The organism is Desulfobacter sp. (genome assembly GCA_028768525.1).
In the GTDB taxonomy this organism is placed as follows: Bacteria; Desulfobacterota; Desulfobacteria; order Desulfobacterales; family Desulfobacteraceae; genus Desulfobacter.
Genome location: CP054837.1, coordinates 2789325 through 2811426 on the forward strand (window position 1 = coordinate 2789325; position 22102 = coordinate 2811426).

The 22102-nt window shown below is 55.4% G+C and carries 23 protein-coding genes; 20 read left to right on the forward strand and 3 right to left on the reverse strand.

Translation table 11 applies throughout. The features are described from left to right. The gene (locus HUN04_12690) at positions 1-1101 is read right to left on the reverse strand and encodes a PAS domain-containing protein (protein WDP90503.1); all 1101 of its coding nucleotides are present in this window, start codon (positions 1099-1101) and stop codon (positions 1-3) included. 163 nt (positions 1102-1264) lie between these two features. Here HUN04_12690 and hisC point away from each other — a divergent pair, with 163 nt between their 5' ends. The 20 genes from hisC (at position 1265) to HUN04_12790 (ending at position 20341) form a co-directional block, all read left to right on the forward strand. Beyond that, a complete protein-coding gene (hisC, locus tag HUN04_12695; GenBank protein WDP90504.1) occupies positions 1265-2404 on the forward strand; it encodes a histidinol-phosphate transaminase in 1140 nt (379 codons plus the stop codon). Between the two features lie 25 nt (positions 2405-2429). Then, entirely contained in the window at positions 2430-3182 is a 753-nt protein-coding gene (locus tag HUN04_12700; protein ID WDP90505.1) for an amino acid ABC transporter substrate-binding protein, read from the forward strand. Between the two features lie 108 nt (positions 3183-3290). Further along, positions 3291-3914, forward strand: a complete 624-nt coding sequence (locus tag HUN04_12705; GenBank protein WDP93276.1) for an amino acid ABC transporter permease — start codon at positions 3291-3293, stop codon at positions 3912-3914. A gap of 53 nt (positions 3915-3967) precedes the next feature. Continuing rightward, complete coding sequence (locus tag HUN04_12710) at positions 3968-4705, forward strand: amino acid ABC transporter ATP-binding protein (GenBank protein ID WDP93277.1); 738 nt, start codon at positions 3968-3970, stop codon at positions 4703-4705. Positions 4706-4712: 7 nt separating this feature from the next. Beyond that, positions 4713-5393 (forward strand): amino acid ABC transporter permease, encoded by a 681-nt coding sequence (locus HUN04_12715; protein ID WDP90506.1) that lies wholly within the window; start codon positions 4713-4715, stop codon positions 5391-5393. A gap of 10 nt (positions 5394-5403) precedes the next feature. Then, positions 5404-6786 (forward strand): FAD-binding protein, encoded by a 1383-nt coding sequence (locus HUN04_12720; protein ID WDP90507.1) that lies wholly within the window; start codon positions 5404-5406, stop codon positions 6784-6786. 20 nt (positions 6787-6806) lie between these two features. Further along, the gene (locus tag HUN04_12725; protein WDP90508.1) at positions 6807-7259 is read left to right on the forward strand and encodes a GNAT family N-acetyltransferase; all 453 of its coding nucleotides are present in this window, start codon (positions 6807-6809) and stop codon (positions 7257-7259) included. A gap of 399 nt (positions 7260-7658) precedes the next feature. Further along, complete coding sequence (nifH, locus tag HUN04_12730; protein ID WDP90509.1) at positions 7659-8483, forward strand: nitrogenase iron protein; 825 nt, start codon at positions 7659-7661, stop codon at positions 8481-8483. Between the two features lie 29 nt (positions 8484-8512). Beyond that, a complete protein-coding gene (locus tag HUN04_12735) occupies positions 8513-8878 on the forward strand; it encodes a P-II family nitrogen regulator (protein ID WDP90510.1) in 366 nt (121 codons plus the stop codon). Continuing rightward, on the forward strand, positions 8875-9255 hold the full coding sequence (locus HUN04_12740; GenBank protein ID WDP90511.1) for a P-II family nitrogen regulator: 381 nt from the start codon (positions 8875-8877) through the stop codon (positions 9253-9255). The genes HUN04_12735 and HUN04_12740 overlap by 4 nt, the downstream gene beginning before the upstream one ends. A 38-nt stretch (positions 9256-9293) precedes the next feature. Beyond that, positions 9294-10928, forward strand: coding sequence for a nitrogenase molybdenum-iron protein alpha chain (nifD, locus tag HUN04_12745; protein WDP90512.1), 1635 nt, complete (start codon positions 9294-9296; stop codon positions 10926-10928). 44 nt (positions 10929-10972) lie between these two features. Beyond that, positions 10973-12349, forward strand: a complete 1377-nt coding sequence (gene nifK, locus HUN04_12750) for a nitrogenase molybdenum-iron protein subunit beta (GenBank protein WDP90513.1) — start codon at positions 10973-10975, stop codon at positions 12347-12349. Positions 12350-12363: 14 nt separating this feature from the next. Continuing rightward, the gene (gene nifE / locus HUN04_12755) at positions 12364-13764 is read left to right on the forward strand and encodes a nitrogenase iron-molybdenum cofactor biosynthesis protein NifE (protein WDP90514.1); all 1401 of its coding nucleotides are present in this window, start codon (positions 12364-12366) and stop codon (positions 13762-13764) included. Further along, complete coding sequence (locus HUN04_12760; protein ID WDP90515.1) at positions 13751-15172, forward strand: nitrogenase; 1422 nt, start codon at positions 13751-13753, stop codon at positions 15170-15172. Before nifE ends, HUN04_12760 begins: the two co-directional genes overlap by 14 nt. A 14-nt stretch (positions 15173-15186) precedes the next feature. Then, complete coding sequence (nifB, locus tag HUN04_12765; GenBank protein WDP90516.1) at positions 15187-16491, forward strand: nitrogenase cofactor biosynthesis protein NifB; 1305 nt, start codon at positions 15187-15189, stop codon at positions 16489-16491. A 34-nt stretch (positions 16492-16525) separates the two neighbouring features. Continuing rightward, the gene (locus tag HUN04_12770; GenBank protein ID WDP90517.1) at positions 16526-16831 is read left to right on the forward strand and encodes a (2Fe-2S) ferredoxin domain-containing protein; all 306 of its coding nucleotides are present in this window, start codon (positions 16526-16528) and stop codon (positions 16829-16831) included. A gap of 26 nt (positions 16832-16857) precedes the next feature. Then, positions 16858-17985, forward strand: coding sequence for a hypothetical protein (locus HUN04_12775; protein ID WDP93278.1), 1128 nt, complete (start codon positions 16858-16860; stop codon positions 17983-17985). An 82-nt stretch (positions 17986-18067) separates the two neighbouring features. Continuing rightward, entirely contained in the window at positions 18068-19066 is a 999-nt protein-coding gene (locus HUN04_12780) for a YhdH/YhfP family quinone oxidoreductase (GenBank protein ID WDP90518.1), read from the forward strand. 47 nt (positions 19067-19113) lie between these two features. After that, on the forward strand, positions 19114-19296 hold the full coding sequence (locus HUN04_12785; protein WDP90519.1) for a hypothetical protein: 183 nt from the start codon (positions 19114-19116) through the stop codon (positions 19294-19296). Positions 19297-19585: 289 nt separating this feature from the next. After that, complete coding sequence (locus tag HUN04_12790) at positions 19586-20341, forward strand: amino acid ABC transporter substrate-binding protein (protein WDP90520.1); 756 nt, start codon at positions 19586-19588, stop codon at positions 20339-20341. A gap of 149 nt (positions 20342-20490) precedes the next feature. Here the strand turns inward: HUN04_12790 and HUN04_12795 are convergent, their stop codons facing one another. Next, entirely contained in the window at positions 20491-21291 is an 801-nt protein-coding gene (locus tag HUN04_12795; GenBank protein ID WDP90521.1) for a dihydropteroate synthase, read from the reverse strand. A 58-nt stretch (positions 21292-21349) separates the two neighbouring features. Beyond that, a complete protein-coding gene (locus HUN04_12800; protein ID WDP90522.1) occupies positions 21350-21982 on the reverse strand; it encodes a corrinoid protein in 633 nt (210 codons plus the stop codon). Between the last annotated feature and the right edge of the window lie 120 nt (positions 21983-22102).

Here is a 22102-nt window from a genome sequence, read left to right on the forward strand (position 1 = left end):
CTATTCTTTGATTGATTTTTGAATGTCGATAATCTTGGATTCCATATACGCTTTTGTTTTGTAGGCCGTGATGTTCATGAGATTCTTATTCAGTTTTCCCATTCGCTCGACCTGGTCGGAAATCTTAGCAATAATCCGGGTGATTTCGGGATCCAGATCCGGATAGGTGGTCAGCAGGTCGCAGGCGCCAGCGATGATCTGCAGGGGCTGGTTGAATTCATGGCAGACTCCCCCGGCCGTTTCAATGACCACATCAAGCTTTGCCTTTTCACGGACCTCTGTTTCAGCCCTTTTTCGCCGGGTAATATCCCTGACCGAAGAAGCAATCAGCCGTTTCCCGTCATCAATGCCCCGTATCAGGGCGGTCCGGCTCTCAAACCATCGAAGCCCCTTGGGCACTTTCAGTTTATACTCAAAGAACTGTCCCTTGCCGGTTTTTGCCACTTTCCGGATGGACTCATGGTGGATCCGGGCCGCGTCCTGGGGCAGGACATCCTGGATAAGTTTTCCCTTTAAATCCTCCGGATCAATCACCAGCAGGTCATCGGAGGCCGTGAAAATTTCCACATAGCGGCCGTCCTCGTCAAATACGAACAGGATATCTGGAATCGCCCGGGTAAAGGCCTCAAACCGGGCCTGATTCTCCCGGAGCACCTTTTCCACCGCCTTTTTTGCTTCAATTTCCTGGTTCAGGATCAGGGTTCGTTCCTTCACCCGGTTTTCCAGTTCAGTGTAGAGGATAAATTCATCAATCCAGGACTCAAGAATTTTTGCCGAAATCCGCCCCAGGGGCCGGGTGACCGTCAGCGGGCCTGTAATGCCGAAGCCCCCGAGAATTTTTCCGTCGATGACGATTCTGCGGCTGTACCCCTCCCGGACCATGGCATTGTCACGGGCCTGTTCGGCTGTAATGGAAATTTCGCTTTCCTCTTTTTGAATCATCTCTGCGGCGCCGGCGTGTATATGCCCCACCCGGGATCCGTCCGTGGCCTGGACAATCCGCCCCGCCCTGTCGTAAATCACCACATCATACCCGGTCTCCGAATGAATCACCTCCATGAATGTTTTTGCCATCTGCCGGAATTCTTTCCTGGCCACCATGCCGGTCCCTCCACAAAATTAAGGATGAATTGTTTAGCTTATATAGAAAAACCGGATAGAGTCAAAGGTTTCTTTATTCCGGCAGATTACAATTATCTGGACAATACCTGCTTTTGGTTGTATATCAGGGCCTTATTTTAACTGTTGCAGGATATAAAAACCCATGACGGAACAAAAAAAACCACCCTTTGATTTCCCTTCCCTTGCCAGGGAACATGTTGCGGAAATGGCCCCTTATATCCCGGGCAAACCCATTCTTGAAGTCCGTGAAGAATTCGGCCTGGGCCGTGTGGTAAAACTGTCATCCAATGAATGCCCCTTTGATCTGCCCCCGGGGCTGGCCAAGACCCTGGCCGGCTCGGTGAACGCCGGCAACCGTTACCCGGACGCCCTCTGCCGCAGGCTGCGGGCCAAGGTGGCGGCAAAATTAAACCTGGGGGAAACCAACCTGATCTTCGGCAACGGGGCGGAAGAATGCATCCGCCTGGTTGCACAGATCTTTTTGAACCACGGGGATGGCGCCATCATTCCCACCCCCATTTTCGATGCCTATTCCGTGGCCACCCGGCTCATGGGCGCCCGGGAGATCTGCCTGCCGCTCAAAGGCTGCCGCATTGATCTGGAGGCAGTTTTGGACGCCTGCGCCACCCATGACCGGGTCAAACTGGTCTGGCTCTGTTCCCCCTCCAACCCCACCGGGGACCTGCTGAAAAAGGCGGAACTGGACGATTTCCTGGCCCGGCTGCCCCAAAATATCATGGTGGTCCTGGACGAGGCCTATGCCGAATTTGTCACCGATCCCGAAGCGGCCCATACAGAGGATTACCTGGGCACCGATCCCAGGATCATCGGGCTGCGCACCTTTTCCAAGGCATACGGCCTGGCCGGATTCCGTGTGGGTTATATTGTTGCCCAGCCCGGGGTCATCGACCTGGTCAACAATGTCAAACTCCCCTTTAACGTAAACTTCCAGGCCCTGGCCGCAGCCGAATACATGCTGGATGAGCAGGTCTTTGCCCGGAACCATGTGGACCTGGTGGTGCGGGAACGCGAATTCATGCACCAGGAACTGGTGAAACGGGGCATGGAGGTGCCGCCCTCCCAGGCCAGTTTCCTCTTTGTCAAACTGCCGGCGGCGCTGAAAAAAAACGGGGTGGACATTTTTAAGGCATTGCTGCCCAAAGGCTTCATTGTCAGGCCCGGCACGGCCTTTGGCGTTCCCGAATATTTCAGGATGTCCCTGGGCACCCGTGAAGATAATCTGGCTTTTTTGCAGGAATTTGATAAACTCCTGTCGGTTTAACTTAAATTTTATCTGGAGAACACTGATGAAAAAAATTGTAAGTCTGGTATTGGCTTTAGGCCTCTGTCTGGCAGTGAACGCAACTGCCGCCGACAAAATTGTTGTCGGCACCTCTGCGGATTACCCTCCCTATGAATTCACCGACGCCTCTGGCAACTTTGTGGGGTTCGACATGGACCTGGTCCGTGCCATCGGTGAAAAAATGGGCAAAAAGATCAAAATTGTGGACATGGGTTTCGACACCCTGATCGCCGCCCTGCAGAAAGAAAAGATCGACGTGGTCATCGCTGCCATGCAGGCCACCCCCGAAAGAGCCAAAAAGGTTGATTTTTCAACCGTATACCGCACCATTGCCGATGCCCTGCTGGTAAAAAATGGTTCTGACATCAAACTGACATCCGTATATGACCAGGCCGCCTACAAGGTAGGCGGGCAGACCGGCACCATCCAGGAAAAATGGATCATGGACAACCTGGTGAAAACCGGCAAACTGCCCAAGGAAAACTATTTTTCCTATGAACGGGTGGACAATGCCGCCATGGACCTGAAAGCCGGCCGTATCGACGTGCTGCACATCCAGTCCGATCCCGCCACCGAGCTGGCCAAGAAAAACGGCCTGAAAATCGCCCTGATCTCCAAGGAAGCCATTGCCGGCGGCCAGAGCCTGGCGGTAACCAAGGGCAACAAAGCACTGCTGGACGAAATTAACAAGGCCATCGAAGCACTCAAAGCCGACGGCACCATGGACAAACTTACGAAAAAATACAACCTTTTGTAATTTTTTCCCGATTGTGTTTTAAAAAGGAGGGTGATCTCATTCACCCTCCTTTTTGCGTGTTTATGTAATAGGACATACGTTATGGAATTTATAACCAGTGCAGCCAATATGATGAAATTCCTCATCCCGGGCCTGGGCGTGACCATTTCCGTCACGGCCATCGCCCTGGCCATCGGCTGCCTATTCGGTGCGGTCATGGCCGTGATGCGGGTCTACGGCGGCCCCGTCGCAAAGACCGTCGGTACGACATATAGTATTGTCATCCGTGCAGTGCCGGTGATCGTCATCATTTTTATCCTCTTTTTTGTGATTTCCGAATTCATTGATCTCACCCCCTTCATGTCCGGGGCCTTTGCCCTGGGATTTGCCTCGGGTGCATACCAGACGGAAATCTTCAGGGGCGCCATTCTATCCATCCCACCGGGACAGATGCGGGCGGCGCGGGGCATCGGCATGGGCCGGGGCCAGGCCATCCGCTGCATCATCCTGCCCCAGGCCTTCAGGGTGGCCATCCCCTCCCTGATCAATGAAATCTCCCTGGTGCTCAAGGATTCCTCCCTGGTATTTGTCATCGGCGTACCTGAATTATTGCGCCGGGCCCAGTACGCCTCCGCCTCCACCATGGAACCCCTTCTGGCCTTCGGCTGCGCCGCTGTTTTTTACATGGCCATGACACTTACCTTGAGCAAAATGCTGGAGGCGGTTGAAAAAAAATTCGCCGTAAATTTTTAAGGCACCATAATTTTACGGTATTTATTGTTAAGGAAGTAATTATGAAAAAACCCCTGCTTAGAATCCAAAACCTGAAAAAATCCTTTGGGGATGCCGAGGTCATCAAAGGGGTCAGTTTCGAGGTCATGCCCTCGGAGGTCATCGTGGTCATCGGGACCTCGGGCACGGGCAAAAGCACCATGCTCCAATGCCTGAATCTGCTGCACAAACCCAGTTCCGGCAAGATTTTCCTGGAAGACACGGAGATCACCGCGCCGGGCATGAATGAAGATCTGGTCCGCCGCCAGATGGGCATGGTCTTCCAGGAATTCAACCTGTTCAACCACCTCAACGTGCTGAACAATGTCACCATCGGAATGACCAAGGTATTGAAAATCCCGGCGGCCCAGGCCAAACAAAAAGCCATGGAAGAGCTTGCCCGGGTGGGTATGGCCGACCATGCGGACAAATTCCCCGCCCAGCTTTCCGGGGGCCAGAAACAGCGGGTGGGTATTGCCAGGGCCCTGGGGATGAATCCCAAGGTCATGCTCTTTGACGAACCCACCTCCGCCCTGGACCCTGAACTCACCGGCGAGGTCCTGGCCGTCATGCAAAAGCTTGCCGCCGACGGCATGACCATGGTCATTGTCTCCCATGAGATGGGCTTTGCCAGGGAGGTGGCCGACCAGGTCATCTTCATGGAAAACGGATATATCGAAGAACAGGGCACACCGGACCAGGTCTTCAACACCCCCAGATCGGAACGGACTCGGGCCTTTCTTTCCGTGATCAACCGGATGGAAGGGGTGTAAAAGCGCCATGAACGAATTTCTTCAATATGCCGCCATTGCCCTGCCGGACATGCTCCAGGGCACCCTGATCACCCTGGAGGTCACCCTGGGCTCCCTGGTCATCGGCCTGGTCATCGGCATGCCCATGGCCCTGGTCCGGGTATACGGCGCCAAAGGGCTGCAGCCCTTCTGCACCGCCTACCTCACCCTTTTCAGGGGCACCCCGCTCCTGGTCCAGCTCTTTGTGGTCTATTACGGCCTGCCCGAGATCGGAATCTCCTTTTCCCGCATGGGCGCGGCCTTCCTAACCCTGGGCTGCAACAGCGCCGCCTACCAGTGCGAATATTTCAGGGGGGCCATCCTCTCCGTCTCCAAGGGCCAGATGAAGGCGGCACGGGCCATCGGCATGAGCCGGCTGGCAGGCATCCGCCACATTGTCCTGCCCCAGGCCGTCCGTCTGGTCATCCCGGCCTGGTCCAACGAATTCATCGCCATGATCAAATACACGGCCGTAATCTTTCTCATTGCCGTCCCCGACCTCATGGGCCGGGCAAAAATGCTGTCCAGTGAACATTTCGCCCCCATCCAGACCTATATCCTGGTGGCCATTATCTACCTGGTACTGGTGGGACTCATGAGTCTCGCCCTCCACTTTGTGCAGAAAAAGCTGGCCGTACCGGGGCTGGATTTCAAGGCAGAGGTCCACTAGGCCCGCTGCCATGGTAAAAGAACTGGAAACGCTTCTGGGCGCGGATAAATGCCTGACCGCCCCCGAGGACACGGCCTGCTATTCATTTGATGCCGGCCACGACAGGGGCGGGTGCCCCCTGGCCGTGGTATTCCCGGAATCAACACAGGAGGTCTCCCGGGTCATGGCCTATGCCCGGGCCAATGAAATCCCAGTCGTCCCCAGGGGGGCAGGTTCCGGCCTCACCGGCGGGGCAGTGCCCGCCACAGGCAGCATCATCCTCTCCCTGGCCCGGATGAACCGCATCCTGGAACTGGACACCCAGAACCTCTGCGCCGTGGTGGAAACCGGCGTGGTCACCGCAGAACTCCAGGCCGCTGCCGGGGAACAGGGTCTTTTCTATCCCCCGGACCCGGCCAGCCAGGACATCTCCACTATAGGGGGCAATATAGCGGAAAACGCCGGGGGCATGCGGGCCGTCAAATACGGCGTGACCAAAGCCTATGTCATGGGACTTGAAGTGGTCCTCCCCGACGGCCGTATCCTCAATCTGGGGTCAAAATGTATCAAGGACGTGGCCGGCTACTCCATGACCGAACTGTTCATCGGCTCGGAAGGCACTCTGGGCGTCATCACCAAGGCCATTGTCAAGCTGGTTCCGCGGCCAGAAACCGTCCGCACCCTGGCCGCCTGCTTTGACAGTATGGAAGCGGCCGGCCGGGCCGTACCCGAAATTTTCAAGGCCGGAGTCATCCCAAGCACCCTGGAATTCATTGACGGCACCTGCCTTGAGGCGGTTAAAAAAGCCGGGCTCATGGAAGCGAGCCGGGAGTTCATCCATGAAAAGACCCGGGCCATGCTCCTGGTGGAAGTTGACGGTAAAGCATCCCAGGTGGAAGAAGATGCCGGGAGTATCAGCAACATCTGTGAATCAATGGGCATGCTCAGCCTGGGCCGGGCCCATCGCCGTGGGGACAGGGACAACCTCTGGCATGTCCGCCGTTCCATCCACGGCGCCCTTGCCTTTATCAGCAACCACTGGATGGAAGAGGACATATCCGTCCCCCCCGCCGCCATACCTGAGATGCTGGCGTCACTGAACCGGCTGGCCGAAAAAGAGGGGCTCATCATTCCCTGCTTCGGCCATTACGGCGACGGCAACATCCACCTCAGTGCCACAGGCACGAATGCGCCGCTCTCCCCGTCCCGTGAAACCGACATCCGCGGTCAGATTTTCTCCCTTGCCGTTGGCCTGGGCGGCCGGATTGCCGCCGAGCACGGCATCGGTATTGCAAAGAAGAATTTCATCGGGCTGAATCTGGACGATGACACCTTGGATTTTGCCCGGCAGCTCAAAGCCATGCTGGACCCTAAATACCTGCTCAACCCGGGAAAAATCTTTCCCGGACCTTAAAGAACAAAGGGAGAGATATCATGACCATCATTTTTAGAGACGCCGAACCCAACGACATCGACGCCATGCTGCCTCTGCTGGAAAAACTCTTTTCCATTGAGGCGGATTTCACCTTTGATCCGACCGTCCAGGCCAGGGGGCTGCGGCTGATGCTGGACGGCTGCGGAAAGCACCGGGCCGTCAAGGTGGCCTGCGCCAATGACAGGGTCATCGGCATGTGCACGGCCCAGACCCGGATCTCCACGGCCCAGGGCAGAATCTCCGCCGTGGTTGAAGACCTGGTGGTGGATGATGCCTTCCGGGGGCAGGGGGTGGGCAGCCGCCTGATTAAAGCCATTGAAGCCTGGGCCCAAAAAAGGGGGATTTCATCCCTTTCCCTCCTGGCCGACAAAGACAACACCAACGGACTCGCATTTTACGCAGCCCGAGGCTGGCAGACATCGTCACTGGTCTGTCTGGTCAAGCCGCTTTAACCGGCCGCACTATTCTTTTTACAATTCTGTAATTTTACAAGAGGATTGCCCGCCCCTACATGAAAACAGGGGCCTTTTCACATCCCATCTTTTGCCGTTCTTTCCAAATCCCATTCTTGTGCATAATTTTGATACCATAATTTATTTATTTCATTTTTGTAATCAATTTAATCCATATTTGTAATAAACAATCCCTTTCACCTGAAGTTTTCACGCCATCACTCCCGACCCATTTTTTTTTGCACACCAATTTCCCTGCAATTAAAAGCGCTTAAAACTTAACTGCTGCTTGTAAACCCGTCTGGCCTGCCCGTTGCAATCTTAAGGGGGCGAGTGCGGGGTAAACCGGCAAACCGGCAGTCCTCCGATAAAACAACCCAATAAAAAAGGATTTAAAAAATGAGAAAAATTGCCATTTACGGAAAAGGCGGTATCGGCAAATCCACCACCACCCAGAACACGGTCGCAGGGCTTGTTGAAGCCGGAAAAAAAATAATGGTCGTGGGCTGCGATCCCAAGGCGGACTCCACCCGCCTGCTGCTCAACGGCCTGGCCCAGAAAACCGTATTGGACACCCTGAGGGACGAAGGGGAGGATGTGCTGCTGGAAGATGTGAGAAAAATCGGATACGGGGGCACCCTCTGCACGGAATCCGGGGGCCCGGAACCGGGGGTGGGGTGTGCCGGCCGGGGCATCATCACCTCAATCAACCTGCTGGAACAGCTGGGGGCCTACGCCGAGGACCAGGAACTGGACTATGTGTTTTACGACGTTCTCGGAGACGTTGTCTGCGGCGGGTTTGCCATGCCCATCCGTGAGGGCAAGGCCCAGGAGATATACATCGTGGTTTCCGGCGAAATGATGGCCATGTATGCGGCCAACAATATCTGCAAGGGCATCGTGAAATTTGCCCAGTCCGGTGGGGTTCGCTTAGGGGGCCTGATCTGTAACTCCAGGAAGGTGGACAATGAACAGGCCATGATCGAGGTCCTGGCCGAAAAACTGGGCACCCAGATGATCCATTTCGTCCCCAGGGACAACATGGTACAGCATGCCGAAATTAATCGTAAAACCGTCATCGACCATGCCCCGGACCATCCCCAGGCGGACGAGTACAGAATACTGGCAAAAAAGATCGACGAAAACGAAATGTTCGTCATCCCGACGCCCCTGGAAATTGAGGAACTGGAGTCCCTTCTCATCGAATACGGCATCGCCGCTTAACCCACAGACAGCTTAAAAGGAAAGCCAATATGAAAATCATGATCAAATCCATTATCCGACCCGAAAAAGTTAACGACGTCATGGCCGCCCTCATGGAAGCGGGGTTCCCGGCGGTCACCCGGATGAGCGTGGCCGGCAGGGGAAAGCAGCGGGGGATCAAAATCGGCGAAATCACCTATGATGAAATCCCCAAGGAAATGCTGCTGACTGTGGTGGATGAAAAGGACAGGGAATTTGTCTTAAAGACCATCATGTCCACAGCCAAAACCGGGGAAAAAGGGGCCTTTGGCGACGGTAAAATTTTTATCAGCCCGGTTACCGAGACCTATACCATCAGTTCCGGTGTCAAAGACCCCGATGAAGAGTCGGTCGAAGCGGCGGAGGTGGCGTCATGAAGGAGATAATGGCCGTGATCCGCATGAATAAGATCAATCCCACCAAAAAAGCCCTGCTGGATGCCGGCATCTCCTCCATGACTGCAATGGAGGCTCTGGGCCGGGGGAAGGGCCTGGTGAACATGGACCTGCTCAAAGGAGCGGAACAGGGATACGAAGAGGCCATTGCCCAGCTGGGCCAGTCCGACCGCCTCATCCCCAAGCGGGCCCTTTTCCTGGTGGTGCCGGACAAGCTGGTCAAAAAGACCGTGGACACCATCATCTCGGCCAACAAAACCGGAAAATCCGGGGATGGGGTGATCTGGGTCATGCCCAACCTCGACGCCGTATCCGTCAGGACCGCCGAACACGGGGACGCCGTTCTCGACGACTTTTAACACTTTAATATTGCAAATGAAGATAGGGGTAAAAAAATATGACAGGTGAACGCACCCACTCCGTTGACCCGGAAGAGATAAAAAAAGAGATTCTGGCAAAGTACCCGGCCAAAGTGGCCCGGAAACGCGCCAAACAGATCATGCCCAACGCGGTGGATGAAACGGGGAATGTACCCGAGATATCCGCCAACGTCAGGACCGTGCCCGGCATCATCACCCAGCGGGGCTGTTCCTACGCCGGATGCAAGGGCGTTATATTGGGCCCCACAAGGGACATTGTCAACATCACCCACGGTCCCATCGGCTGCGGATTCTACTCCTGGCTCACCCGCCGGAACCAGACCAAGCCGGCCACGGACCAGGACGATAATTTCATGACCTACTGCTTTTCTACGGACATGCAGGACGAAGACATCGTATTCGGCGGGGAGAAAAAGCTGAAGGCGGCCATCCAGGAAGCCTATGACAACTTCAAACCCAAGGCCATCTCCATCTTCTCCACCTGCCCGGTGGGGCTGATCGGGGATGATGTCCATGCCGTTGCCCGGGAAATGAAAGAAAAACTGGGCATCAATATTTTCGGTTTTTCATGCGAAGGTTACAGGGGGGTGAGCCAGTCCGCCGGCCACCACATCGCCAACAACGGGATTTTCACCCATGTTGTGGGAGAGGACGATCATGTCATGGAGGCGGAATACAAAATCAATCTATTGGGGGAGTACAACATCGGCGGCGACGGTTTCGAGATCGACCGGGTGCTCAACAAGTGCGGGATATCCGTGGTTTCCACCTTCAGCGGCAACTCCACCTACGGCCAGTTTGCCAATTCCCACACCGCCGACCTGAATACGGTGATGTGCCATCGGTCCATCAATTACGTGGCCGATATGATGGAGGAAAAATACGGTATCCCCTGGATAAAAATCAATTTCATCGGGGCCAAGTCCACGGCAAAATCACTGCGGAAAATCGCCGCCTACTTTGAAGACCAGGCCCTCATGGACCGGGTGGAAGCGGTCATTGCAGAAGAGATGCCGGACATTGAAGCCAAACGCAAAGAGGTAAAAAAACGCTGCGAGGGCAAAACCGCCATGCTTTTTGTGGGCGGCTCCCGGGCCCACCACTACCAGGAACTGTTCAAGGAAATCGGCATGACCGTGGTATCTGCAGGCTATGAATTTGCCCACAGGGACGACTACGAGGGGCGCCGGGTCATCCCGGATATTAAAATCGACGCAGATTCACGGAACATCGAAGAGCTGACCGTGGAAAAAGACCCGGACAAATTTGCCCCCCGGAAAACCGCAGACCAGATGGCGGACCTTGAAGCCGCCGGCCACCCCTTCAAGGAATACGACGGGATGATGCCTGAAATGGAAAAAGGCACCCTGGTTGTCGACGACATCAGCCAGTTTGAAACCGAAACCCTGCTGGAAATTTACAAGCCTGACATTTTCTGCGCCGGCATCAAAGAAAAATACGCCATCCAGAAGCACGGCATTCCCATGAAGCAGCTCCACTCCTATGACTCGGGCGGCCCCTATGCGGCATTCAAAGGCGCTGTCAACTTTTACGAGGAAATCGACCGGATGCTCAACGCCAATATCTGGGAATATGTTGAAGCGCCCTGGCAAAGCAGTCCCCAGTTATCCGCAAAATACGTTTGGGAATAGATACAACAGCCCTCACCATGAACTAAGAACACAAGGAAAAAGCCATGCTGCTTCGACATACAACCAAAGAAATCAAAGAACGAAAATCCCTCACCGTTAATCCGGCCAAAACCTGCCAGCCCATCGGCGCCATGTATGCGGCTCTGGGCATCCACGGCTGCCTGCCTCACAGCCATGGATCCCAGGGCTGCTGCGCCTACCACCGCTCCACCCTCACCCGGCATTACCGGGAACCGGTGATGGCGGCCACCTCCTCATTTACAGAAGGCGCCTCGGTGTTCGGCGGCCAGGCCAACCTCGTCCAGGCCATTGACAATATATTCACCACCTATGACCCGGATCTCATTGCCGTCCATACCACCTGCCTGTCCGAAACCATCGGCGACGACGTCAACCAGATTGTGAACAAGGCTAAGAAAGACGGGAAAATTCCCGAAGGCAAGTACGTGATCCATGCCTCAACCCCCTCCTATGTGGGCTCCCATGTCACGGGATTTGCCAATATGGCAAAGTCCATGGCGCTCCAGTTTGCAAAAAAGTCGGGGACATCCAACGGGAAATTCAATATCGTTCCCGGCTTTGTGGAACCCTCGGACATGGCCGCGATCAAAGAAATGGTCAAAACCCTGGGGATTTCCCCCATCATGTTCCCGGACACCTCGAATATCCTCAACGGCCCGCTTACGGGGAAATATACCATGTACCCCAAGGGCGGTGTTTCCATTGAAGAACTGAAAAGCACCGCCGACAGCATCGGAAGTATCGGCCTTGGCCCCCTGGCCTCGGCCGATGCGGTCCGGGCCCTGGATTCGCAATTCAAAGTCCCCTGCCAGGTACTGGACCTGCCCATCGGGCTTCTTGCCACGGACCGGTTCATCGATGCCCTGCGCAGCGCGGCAGGAGTCTCCGTGCCGGACAGCATCACCCGGGAACGGGGACGGCTTCTGGATGTCATATCGGACATGCACCACCACCTTTACGGCAAGCGGGTGGCCCTGGCCGGGGACCCGGACCAGCTCATTCCCCTCACCGAATTCCTCATGACCCTGGGCATGAAGCCGGTGCACATTGTCACGGGCACTCCGGGCAAGGCCTTTGCAAAAAGGATCAAGGAGATCACCGCCCGTCTGGGAGACGAGGTGAAAGTCAAAGGCCCCGGGGACATGTACACCCTACACCAGTGGATTAAAAATGAACCGGTGGACCTGCTCATCGCCAACACCTACGGTAAATACATCGCCCGGGACGACGACATCCCCTATGTCCGCTTCGGCTTCCCCATCCTTGACCGCATCGGCCATACCTACTTCCCCACCGTGGGATACCGGGGCGGCATCCGGCTTCTGGAACAAATCCTCAATGCCCTCATGGATAGGATGGACCGGGATGCCCCCGAGGAAAAATTCGAATTAGTCATGTAGAAAGGATACGAGAAATGAGTTCCATATCGGTATTAAAAGCCCGTGAAAAACAGATTTTCACCAAGGGAGAGGAAGCACCCTTTGAGATGAGCTGCGACACCAAGAGCCTGGCCGGGGCCGTGAGTCAGCGGGCCTGTGTATTCTGCGGTTCCAGGGTGGTGCTCTATCCCATTGCCGACGCCCTGCATCTCATCCACGGCCCCATCGGCTGCGCCTCCTATACCTGGGATATCCGCGGCGCCCTGTCATCGGGGCCCCAGCTCCACCGCATGAGCTTTTCAACGGATCTGTCTGAAACCGATATTATTTACGGGGGCGAGCAAAAGCTGCAGCAGGCCCTGTTGGAACTCATTGACCAGTACACCCCCAAGGCCGCCTTTATCTACTGCACCTGCATCGTGGGCATCATCGGCGATGATGTGGATGCGGTGTGCAGGCAGGTGGAAGAAGAAACCGGAATTCCGGTGATCCCCGTCCATTCCGAAGGGTTCAAGGGGACCAAAAAAGACGGATACAGGGCTGCCTGCGACGCCCTGTTCAATTTGATCCGCAGGAACCCGGCCCCGGCCCCCCTCCCCCGGTCCATCAATATCCTGGGGGAATTCAACATCGGGGGCGAGACCTGGATCATCAAGAAATATTACGAGGCCATGGGCATCAATGTCGTCTCGGTGATCACCGGCGACGGCCGGGTGGATGAGGTCATGCAAGCGGGCAATGCCGCCCTCAACGTGGTTCAGTGTTCGGGCTCGGTCACCCACCTGGCCCAGAAAATGGAGGAAGAATACGGCATCCCCTTTATCCGGGTCTCCTATTTCGGCATCGAAGACACCTCGGACGCCCTTTACCGGGTGGCGGAATTCTTCAAGGACAGTCCAAGGATCATGGAAAAAACCCGGGACCTGGTAAAAAACGAGGTAAACAAAGTGATTCCCTACCTTGAAACCGTAAAAAAAGACCTTGAAGGGAAAAAGGCGGCACTATACGTGGGGGGGGCCTTCAAAGCCTTTTCCCTGATCAAGGCGCTTAAAACCATCGGCATGGAAGTCATCCTGGCCGGTTCCCAGACCGGCACCAGGGAAGACTATGAAATTCTCAAAGAGATGTGCAACCAAGGCACGGTGATCCTGGACGACGCCAATCCCCTGGAACTGGCCAAATACGTCATGGAAAAGGATGCCGATCTTTTCATCGGCGGGGTCAAGGAACGTCCCATTGCATATAAGCTGGGCATCGGATTCTGCGACCACAACCATGAACGCAAGATCCCCCTGGTGGGATTCGAAGGCATGGAAAACTTTGCAAGGGAAGTCCATGAAACCGTGACCAGCCCGGTCTGGGACCTGGTGCCCAGGCGGGCCGCAAAAAAAAGTAGCCCGCCGGCAGGAAAGGAGAAGGCATATGACACCCCATAGACCCGATAAAAACAGCCCTGACAGCAACAGACACGACAAACCCTATACCGCCACCCAGAATGCCTGCAAAATGTGTACGCCACTGGGGGCGGCCCTGGCCTTCCAGGGCATTGAACGCTGCGTCCCCCTGCTCCACGGCTCCCAGGGGTGCTCCACCTACATGCGGCGGTATCTCATTTCCCACTTCAAAGAGCCCGTGGATATTGCGTCTTCAAACTTTACCGAAGAGACGGCCGTATTCGGGGGCGGGGCCAACCTCAAGCTGGCCGTGGAAAATGTGGCACGGCAGTACAGCCCTGATATGATCGGCATTGCCACCACCTGCCTTTCGGAAACCATCGGAGACGATGTGCCCATGATCCTGTCGGAACTGCGGAACAATTTCAAAGGACCGGCCCTGGTCCATGTTTCCACCCCTTCCTACACAGGGACCCACATGGACGGATTCCACCAGGCAGTGGCAGCGGTTGTGGACCGGTTCAACCCGGCCCATAAAAAGGCCCCGTACAAGCCCAAGAAAAAAAAGTGCATCAATCTTTTTCCGGGCATGCTCTCCAATTCGGACATCCGCCACCTCAAGGAAATTTTTGCGGCCTTCGGTATACCGGTATCCATTCTGCCGGATTATTCCGATCGGCTGGAGGGCCCGTCATGGCAGGAGTACCAGGCCATCCAGGAAGGGGGCACCCCTATTTCCGCCATCAAAAAAATGGACATGGGCACCCACAGCCTGGAGTTGGGGTCGGTCCTGGCCCTGTCAGCCGAAAAAGGATTTTCCAGCGCCGGCGCCCTGCTGGCCCAACGGTTCCAGGTGCCCTGCACCCGTCTGCCCATCCCCATGGGGGTGAAAGCCAGCGACCGGTTCTTTGAGGCCCTGTCCGAAATCACGGGCAAACCGGTTCCCAAGCGGTACCAAAAACAAAAATGGCGGCTGGTGGACGCCTATGTGGACGGCAACAAATATGTCTCCCGGAAGCGGGCCGTCATCTACGGCGAAGAGGATTTCGTGGTCAGCATGGCCGGATTTCTCGCAGAAATCGGCATCATCCCGGTGCTCTGCGCATCGGGGGGCAGAAGCGGATACTTCAAACAGGCCCTGGCGGAGCACCTGCCTGAAACCGTCCTGCCCCATGTGATCATCCAGGATGACATGGATTTCGCCCGCATGGAAAAAACGGCCAGGGCGCTGTCACCCGACCTGGTTGTGGGCAATTCCAAGGGTTATGCCATGGCCAGACGGCTGTCCGTGCCCCTGGTGCGGGTGGGGTTTCCCATCCATGACCGGATCGGCGGTGCGCGAATCCTGCACATCGGTTACAAAGGCGCCCAGCAGCTCTACGACACCATTGTCAACACCCTGCTAAGGACCCGGCAGACAGCGTCCGAGGTCGGCTACTCATACATGTAAAAAAGGACAGAAAAATGAATATAGAAAACCACCCCTGCTTTAATAAAAAAGCCTGTAAAGATTTCGGCCGGGTCCATCTGCCCGTTGCCCCGGCCTGCAATATCCAGTGCAACTTCTGCAACAGGAAATTCGACTGTGTCAACGAAAGCCGCCCCGGCGTCTCTTCATCCATCCTTTCTCCGGACCAGGCCATGGCCTATCTGGCGGAAGTCATGGAAGCCAAGCCCGAGACATCGGTGGTGGGCATTGCCGGCCCGGGAGATCCCTTTGCCAACCCGGTCCAGACCATGGAAACCCTGCGCCGGGTCAGGGCCGAATATCCAGAGATGCTGCTCTGTGTGGCGTCCAATGGTTTAAACATCGCCCCCTATATCGACGAACTGGCCACCCTCAAGGTCACCCATGTCAGCATCACGGTCAATGCCGTGGATCCCAGCATCGGGGAAAAGGTATATGCCTGGGTCCGGCACAATAAACGGACCCTGGGCCCCGGACGGGGGGCAGGACTGCTGCTGGAACGCCAGCTGGAAGCCATTGCCGCCCTCAAGGAAAAGAACATCCTGGTTAAGGTAAACACCATTGTCCTGCCCGGGGTCAACGATCACCATATCGAAGCCATTGCAGAGAAAATGGCTGAACTCAAGGCGGATATATTCAACTGCATGCCCTACTTTCCCAATGAAGGGGCCAATTTTTCCCACATCAAAGAGCCGGCCCCGAAACTCATCAAAAAACTGAGGAAGGCAGCCCAGCAGCATATCCCCCAGATGACCCATTGCAAACGGTGCCGGGCAGATGCGGTGGGGCGCCTGGACGATCCCATGAGCACCCGGCTCATGGAACGGCTTCAATACCATGCCAACGCCCCCATCCCCTTTCCCGGGTCCACGGCCAATGCCCCCGGAAAAGCAGCGATCAGGGAAAAACTCACACCTGCCAGGCCCTACGTGGCCGTGGCCACCCGGGAAGGGGTATTGGTCAACCAGCACCTGGGGGAGGCCCGTACCCTGAACATTTATGACATCAGTAAAGGCACCCCGGCCATGATAGAGAAACGGCCCCTGCCCAGCCCCGGGGGAAAAGACTTCAGATGGTACGGCCTGGCCAACACCATCCGGGACTGCCACAGTCTGCTTGTCAGCGGCATCGGGGCCAATCCCAGGAAAATTCTAACCAAGGAAGGCCTGACCGTTTTTGAAATCAACGGGATGATCGACCTGGTGCTCACCGCCCTGAAAAACGGAGAGGGGCTTAACCACCTTCTTGTCAGAGAAAATACCGGCGGCCAATGCCGCGGGACAGGTACAGGATGCATGTAAACTGAAATCAAAGAACTTGAAACGGAGTAAAAAAATGAAAAAGCCCAAAAAACACATCATGGTCTGCGCCAGTTTCCGCCCCAACGGAGAACCCAAAGGGAAATGCCACAGAAAAGGATCCGGGGGCTACCTGCCTTATATTGAGAATGAAATCCTGGACCGGGGCATGGAAGATGTTCTGGTATCCTCCACCTGCTGCCTCAAGTACTGCGACGAAGGCCCGGTGATGATCGTCTACCCGGACAACACCTGGTACGGCCATGTGGACAGCGAAGAGGCCATAGACGACATTTTGGATGCCCTGGAAGACGGCACCGTGGCATTGGACTATCTGTTGTGAAGGCCCGCACATCCAAAAAAATATGGATGGTGGATACCACCCTCAGGGACGGAGAACAGGCCCCTGGGGTGGTGTTCCGCCCCCTGGAAAAAATAGCCATTGCATCACAGCTTGCAGACTGCGGCATAGACGAAATCGAGGCGGGAATTCCGGCCATGGGCGAAACCGCCCGCCGGGAGATCGCCGCCCTTGCCCGGTTAAATCTACCCCCCATACTCTCCTCTTGGTGCCGGGCAGTGAAGAGCGACATCGCCCTTGCCGCAGGCTGCAACACCCCCGGTGTCCACATCAGTTTTCCCACCTCCTCCATCCTGCTCAAGACATTTGAAAAGGACGAGATCTGGGTGCTGGATACCCTGGAGGATCTGGTGGGATATGCCCGAAAATATTTTGACCAGGTGTCGGTGGGGGCACAGGACGCCACCCGGACCGATGCCCTGTTTCTCCACCGGTTCGCCACCTTTGCCCGGGAGCTTAAGGTCCACCGACTCCGAATTGCCGACACCGTGGGCATGGCCAGCCCCGCAGCGGTCATGGATCTGGTTGCGGGCCTAAAGGCCGGTGTGCCCGGGCTGGATGTTGAATTCCACGGCCACAACGACCTGGGCATGGCCACGGCCAATGCCGTTTCCGCTGTGGATGCCGGTGCCGCAGCCCTGAGCGTCACTGTCAACGGGCTTGGGGAGCGTGCCGGCAACGCCCCCCTGGAGGAAACGGCCATGGCATTGTTCGGGATCGGCGCCCGGAAAGGCAATATCCGGCTTTCAGGACTCACGGACCTTTGCACAATGGTCTCCCGTTTTTCAAACAGGCCCATCCCGGCAGACAAACCCATTGTGGGCGGCCGGATATTTTCCCACGAGTCCGGTATCCACTGCGCCGGGCTTCTAAAGGATCCGGCATCCTATGAATTATTTTCCCCCTGCCAGGTGGGCAGCCGTTCCAGACACTATGTCATTGGCAGCCACTCCGGAACCGCAGCCCTCAAGCATGTCCTTGCACAACGAGGGATTCACATCAATACGAAAACCGCCGGGGCACTGCTGCCCAGGGTCCGGGAAAAAGCCATGGCATTGAGGTCTTCCCTTTCTCCCTCCGCCCTTGAAAATCTTTACCGGTCAACTGAGGGCCAAAAAGGAAAATCACTGCCCTGATATTGACTTATATCCGTTTGGGTATTATGGATTTACTATAGTTCCCAAAATCGCTTCACTGATTTCAAACAGGAGGCAATTCATGACGGATACGAAATTTCAGGCCATGGTGGTTCGGGAAGCCGGACCCAAAACCTTTACCCGCGCCATTGAGGAGCGCTCCATTGACGATCTGCCTGCCGGCGATGTCCTGATCCGGGTCCATTATTCGTCCCTGAACTACAAGGATGCCCTTTCCGCAACGGGAAACAAAGGGGTGACCCGCTGCTTCCCGCATACCCCTGGCATTGATGCGGCAGGGATCGTCGCAGAAAGCAGCAGTCCGAAATTTGCGCCGGGCGACCAGGTCATTGTCACCTCCTATGATCTGGGCATGAACACATCAGGCGGGTTCGGCAAATACATCCGGGTACCGGGGGACTGGGTGGTGCATCTGCCCCACGGCCTCACCCTGGCTGAGAGCATGGTTTTCGGTACGGCCGGCTTCACAGCGGCCATGTCCATCGACCGTATCGCCTCAGGTGTGGACAAATCAATGGGGCCGGTCCTGGTCACCGGCGCCACCGGCGGCGTGGGGTCACTGGCCTGCGCCGTCCTGTCCCGCCTGGGATATGAAGTGGCAGCCGTATCCGGCAAACCCGACGACGGTTTTCTCAGTTCACTGGGCGTCACAGAGATCATCCCCAGACAGGAATTTACGGAAAACACAAAGCCGCCCATGCTCAAAACACGATGGGGGGGCGTAGTGGATACTGTGGGGGGGGATATCCTGGCAACGGCCATCAAATCCACCATGGAAAGCGGCATTGTCACCTGCTGCGGCCTGGTTGCCTCCCCGGACCTGCCCATTACGGTATTTCCATTTATACTCAGGGGAGTGGCATTGTTCGGCATTGATTCCCAGCATTGCCCCATGCCCCTGCGCCGGGACCTGTGGAACAACCTGGCCGCCGGCTGGAAGCCGGAACTGCCTTCCGACTTCACAAAAAAAATCAGCTTAACCGATCTTGACCCATACATCGACCAGATCCTAAAGGGAAAGATCAAGGGCCGGACCCTGGTGGATCTGACAGCCGTCTGAAACCAGGCCAAGGCAGAAATAACCCCAAAAAATAAAAGGAGAATCCCATGAGTACTCCCCAGCACTGCCCCGGTTTCGAACATTTTAAAGAACTCAAATCATTTACCTGCAAATGCCCGAAATGTAATGCGGAAAAAGAAATTTTTTCCGACGAATTCGACAAGAATCATAAATGCGATAAATGCGGCGAGGAAATTGACTTCACCTCCTGCACCTACGAAGCTGGATAGGCGGTTTATCTTCCGGCCGGCCCGAAACCGGCCGGAAGCGTATCACCGGCGCAGACGCCAGGCTGATATCAAGTGCCCTATTTCCCATGCATCAGGGGCCGGTGTCTGCACAAAGGACCAGTACTGAACATCACCGGCATATCTGTGATGGACGTTGAACCGGCGCATAGCGAATCCCTGTCCCGGGGACACGCCTTGACTTTGGCCAGGGAAATGCCATATGACAGCCATATACCGCAATTCAACCACATGACGCTTCTATATAAATCCCGGCAGGAGGAAAAATACCATGACGATCAACCGTATGGCAGGAGTACTGGTTATTGTGCTGGCATTGGGTCTATTTTCACCCCACCAGTCTGATTCCCGGGAATTTGTCATTGGAACGGATCCATGGCCCCCCTTCACCATCACCAAAAACGGAATGTTTTCAGGGATTGATGTCGATCTGTGTCGGGAAATTGAGAAAAAACTGCCCGGGGTCAGCTTCAGGTTCAAGAAAATTCCCTGGGTCAGGGCCCTCCATTTTATGGAAATCGGAAAAATTGACGCCATCACCGGTCTTGCCAAACGCAAGGAAAGGGAAGTCTATATCCTGTACACCGCTCCCCCGTACTATTCCAAATGCTCTTCGGAATTCTATCTGAAAAAGGGAAACGGCAGTTGGATCAAAACCTATGACGACCTTTACAGGTATAAGATCGGTTATGTCGTCAACTCGGCCTATTTCTCACCCTTTGACAACGATGAGAAACTGAACAAGCAAGGCGTAACCCATGAACTGCAACTCCTTAGAATGCTTAATTCAGGCCGCCTGGAAGTCATTATCGGCACCAACTGCCAGGTTGATCACCATATTAAAATAGGAGGATTCCAGGGGAATTTCGAAAAAGCGGCGTATAAACCGAATAATACGGTTGATCTGTATCTGGGCTTGTCCAAAAAATCCGACATTACAAATCTGGCCTCCCAATTAAACCGGGTAATCCGGGAACTCAAAAAAGAAGGTGTGATTGAAAAGATTGCACAAAAATATTTTAACTGACCGTTCAGCGCCTCACAGCAGTACCGAAGCGCAAACAACCCGCCCCTGGCTTCCTGAAACGCCCCAAGTCAAGCGGTTTTCCCGTAAAGGTTAAGGTACCGGCCGTAAGGACGGCTGTTTTATACGGCCGGCACCGAAGGATCTGAGGATCAGCTTTCAATGGCGCCCGAGCGGACACCCTTGAGGTATTCCATGCAGAACTGATCCTGGCCCAGCAGCATGTCGGCGGTACGGATGGCGGCCATGATCTTTTTGTCCAGAGGATCGATAATGGCGGAATCCATACCCGCATCCATCATCAGGGTGACAAAGGTCCGGTTGATGATGTGGCGCTGGGGCAGGCCGTAGGAAATATTGGACAGGCCGCCGGTGATGTGAACCTCGGGAAATTCAGCCTTGATGGACCGTACGGCATCCAGAACCATCACCCCTTTGTTGGAGTCGGTGGAAATGGGCTGTACAAGGGGGTCCACATAGATGTTGCCAGTGGGGATGCCAATGCCGTTCAACTCCTTTACCAGGGTCCTGGCCCGGCCCAGGATGTCATCGCTGGAGTTGGGCATGCCGGCATCGTCCATGCACAGGGCAATCACCTTGCACTCCTTTCCGCTCAGGAAGGGCATCATGGCGTCAAACCGCTCTTTTTCCAGGGAAATGGAGTTGATCATGGGGGTCTTTTCCACCATATTGAACGCCATTTCCAGGATGGCGGGATCCGGGCTGTCCAGGGTCAGGGGCACGGTGGCGATGGGCTGAATGATCTCCAGCAGCCATTTCATGTCTTCTTCCTCATGGCCGATGCGGGCACCGGCATTGACGTCGATGTAGTTGGCCCCGGCATCCTGCTGTTTTTTCACATCCTCAATGATATAGTCTGCATCCCGGTCGGTCACGGCCGCCTGCACTAATTTTCTGGAGGTATTGATCCTCTCTCCGATGACTTCAAACATGTGTTCTCCTTTGATAATAATCTTTTCAAGGCCCAGTTATCCGGCTCAGATTATACGATTAATTCATGAAAGATTTGGCCAGCTTGGAGGCGGAGCCGGCATCGGCGGCAAACCCGTCTGCACCGATTTCATCGGCAAAGGCCTGGGTAACCGGGGCACCGCCCACCATTATCTTGACCTGATCCCGGAGGCCGGATTCAACGATGGCATCCACGGTCTGTTTCATGGCCGGCATGGTGGTGGTCAGCAGGGCGGAAAGGCAGACGATCTGGGCATTTTTCTTCTGGATCTCGGCAACAAAATCTTCAGGCGGAATATCAACCCCCAGATTGTGGACTTCAAGGCCGGCGCTTTCCATCATCATGGCCACCAGATTCTTGCCGATATCGTGGAGGTCGCCTTTGACGGTACCAATGATGACGGCCCCCCCGGATGCGCCGTCTTCGTCGCCCAGAAGGGGTTTGAGGATTTCCACGCAGCCGCCCATGGCCTGGGCCGCCATGAGCACCTCGGGAATGAACATATCTCCGGATTCCATTTTCTCGCCGACAATGTCCATACCGGCAATCAGGCCCTTGTTAAGGATATCGTTGGCAGGGACGTCGGCGGCCAGGGCCTGGTTTACCAGGCCGGTGAGTTTGGCGGCATCACAGGACACCAGGGCGTCTATCATTGCATTAAAATCTGTCATTGCATACTTTCCTTATTCTATTCGGTTCAACCGTATTGATCAGGATGCCTGGGACATCCCTTTTTGCAGCGGTTCCTGGTTACATCTCAGACCATTGGTCCTGCAATTACTATACCGATA

Excerpts from the sequence above, each read along its gene's own strand:
- HUN04_12725 (WDP90508.1), top strand. The coding sequence starts at position 6,807 with ATGACCATCATTTTTAGAGACGCCGAACCCAACGACATCGACGCCATG.
- HUN04_12720 (WDP90507.1), top strand. The coding sequence starts at position 5,404 with ATGGTAAAAGAACTGGAAACGCTTCTGGGCGCGGATAAATGCCTGACC.
- nifH (WDP90509.1), top strand. The coding sequence starts at position 7,659 with ATGAGAAAAATTGCCATTTACGGAAAAGGCGGTATCGGCAAATCCACC.
- HUN04_12780 (WDP90518.1), top strand. The coding sequence starts at position 18,068 with ATGACGGATACGAAATTTCAGGCCATGGTGGTTCGGGAAGCCGGACCC.
- nifB (WDP90516.1), top strand. The coding sequence starts at position 15,187 with ATGAATATAGAAAACCACCCCTGCTTTAATAAAAAAGCCTGTAAAGAT.
- HUN04_12690 (WDP90503.1), bottom strand. The coding sequence starts at position 1,101 with ATGGTGGCCAGGAAAGAATTCCGGCAGATGGCAAAAACATTCATGGAG.
- hisC (WDP90504.1), top strand. The coding sequence starts at position 1,265 with ATGACGGAACAAAAAAAACCACCCTTTGATTTCCCTTCCCTTGCCAGG.
- HUN04_12790 (WDP90520.1), top strand. The coding sequence starts at position 19,586 with ATGACGATCAACCGTATGGCAGGAGTACTGGTTATTGTGCTGGCATTG.
- HUN04_12785 (WDP90519.1), top strand. The coding sequence starts at position 19,114 with ATGAGTACTCCCCAGCACTGCCCCGGTTTCGAACATTTTAAAGAACTC.
- nifE (WDP90514.1), top strand. The coding sequence starts at position 12,364 with ATGAGTTCCATATCGGTATTAAAAGCCCGTGAAAAACAGATTTTCACC.
- HUN04_12735 (WDP90510.1), top strand. The coding sequence starts at position 8,513 with ATGAAAATCATGATCAAATCCATTATCCGACCCGAAAAAGTTAACGAC.
- HUN04_12760 (WDP90515.1), top strand. The coding sequence starts at position 13,751 with ATGACACCCCATAGACCCGATAAAAACAGCCCTGACAGCAACAGACAC.
- nifK (WDP90513.1), top strand. The coding sequence starts at position 10,973 with ATGCTGCTTCGACATACAACCAAAGAAATCAAAGAACGAAAATCCCTC.
- HUN04_12770 (WDP90517.1), top strand. The coding sequence starts at position 16,526 with ATGAAAAAGCCCAAAAAACACATCATGGTCTGCGCCAGTTTCCGCCCC.
- HUN04_12705 (WDP93276.1), top strand. The coding sequence starts at position 3,291 with ATGATGAAATTCCTCATCCCGGGCCTGGGCGTGACCATTTCCGTCACG.
- nifD (WDP90512.1), top strand. The coding sequence starts at position 9,294 with ATGACAGGTGAACGCACCCACTCCGTTGACCCGGAAGAGATAAAAAAA.
- HUN04_12800 (WDP90522.1), bottom strand. The coding sequence starts at position 21,982 with ATGACAGATTTTAATGCAATGATAGACGCCCTGGTGTCCTGTGATGCC.
- HUN04_12700 (WDP90505.1), top strand. The coding sequence starts at position 2,430 with ATGAAAAAAATTGTAAGTCTGGTATTGGCTTTAGGCCTCTGTCTGGCA.
- HUN04_12715 (WDP90506.1), top strand. The coding sequence starts at position 4,713 with ATGAACGAATTTCTTCAATATGCCGCCATTGCCCTGCCGGACATGCTC.
- HUN04_12795 (WDP90521.1), bottom strand. The coding sequence starts at position 21,291 with ATGTTTGAAGTCATCGGAGAGAGGATCAATACCTCCAGAAAATTAGTG.
- HUN04_12740 (WDP90511.1), top strand. The coding sequence starts at position 8,875 with ATGAAGGAGATAATGGCCGTGATCCGCATGAATAAGATCAATCCCACC.
- HUN04_12775 (WDP93278.1), top strand. The coding sequence starts at position 16,858 with ATGGTGGATACCACCCTCAGGGACGGAGAACAGGCCCCTGGGGTGGTG.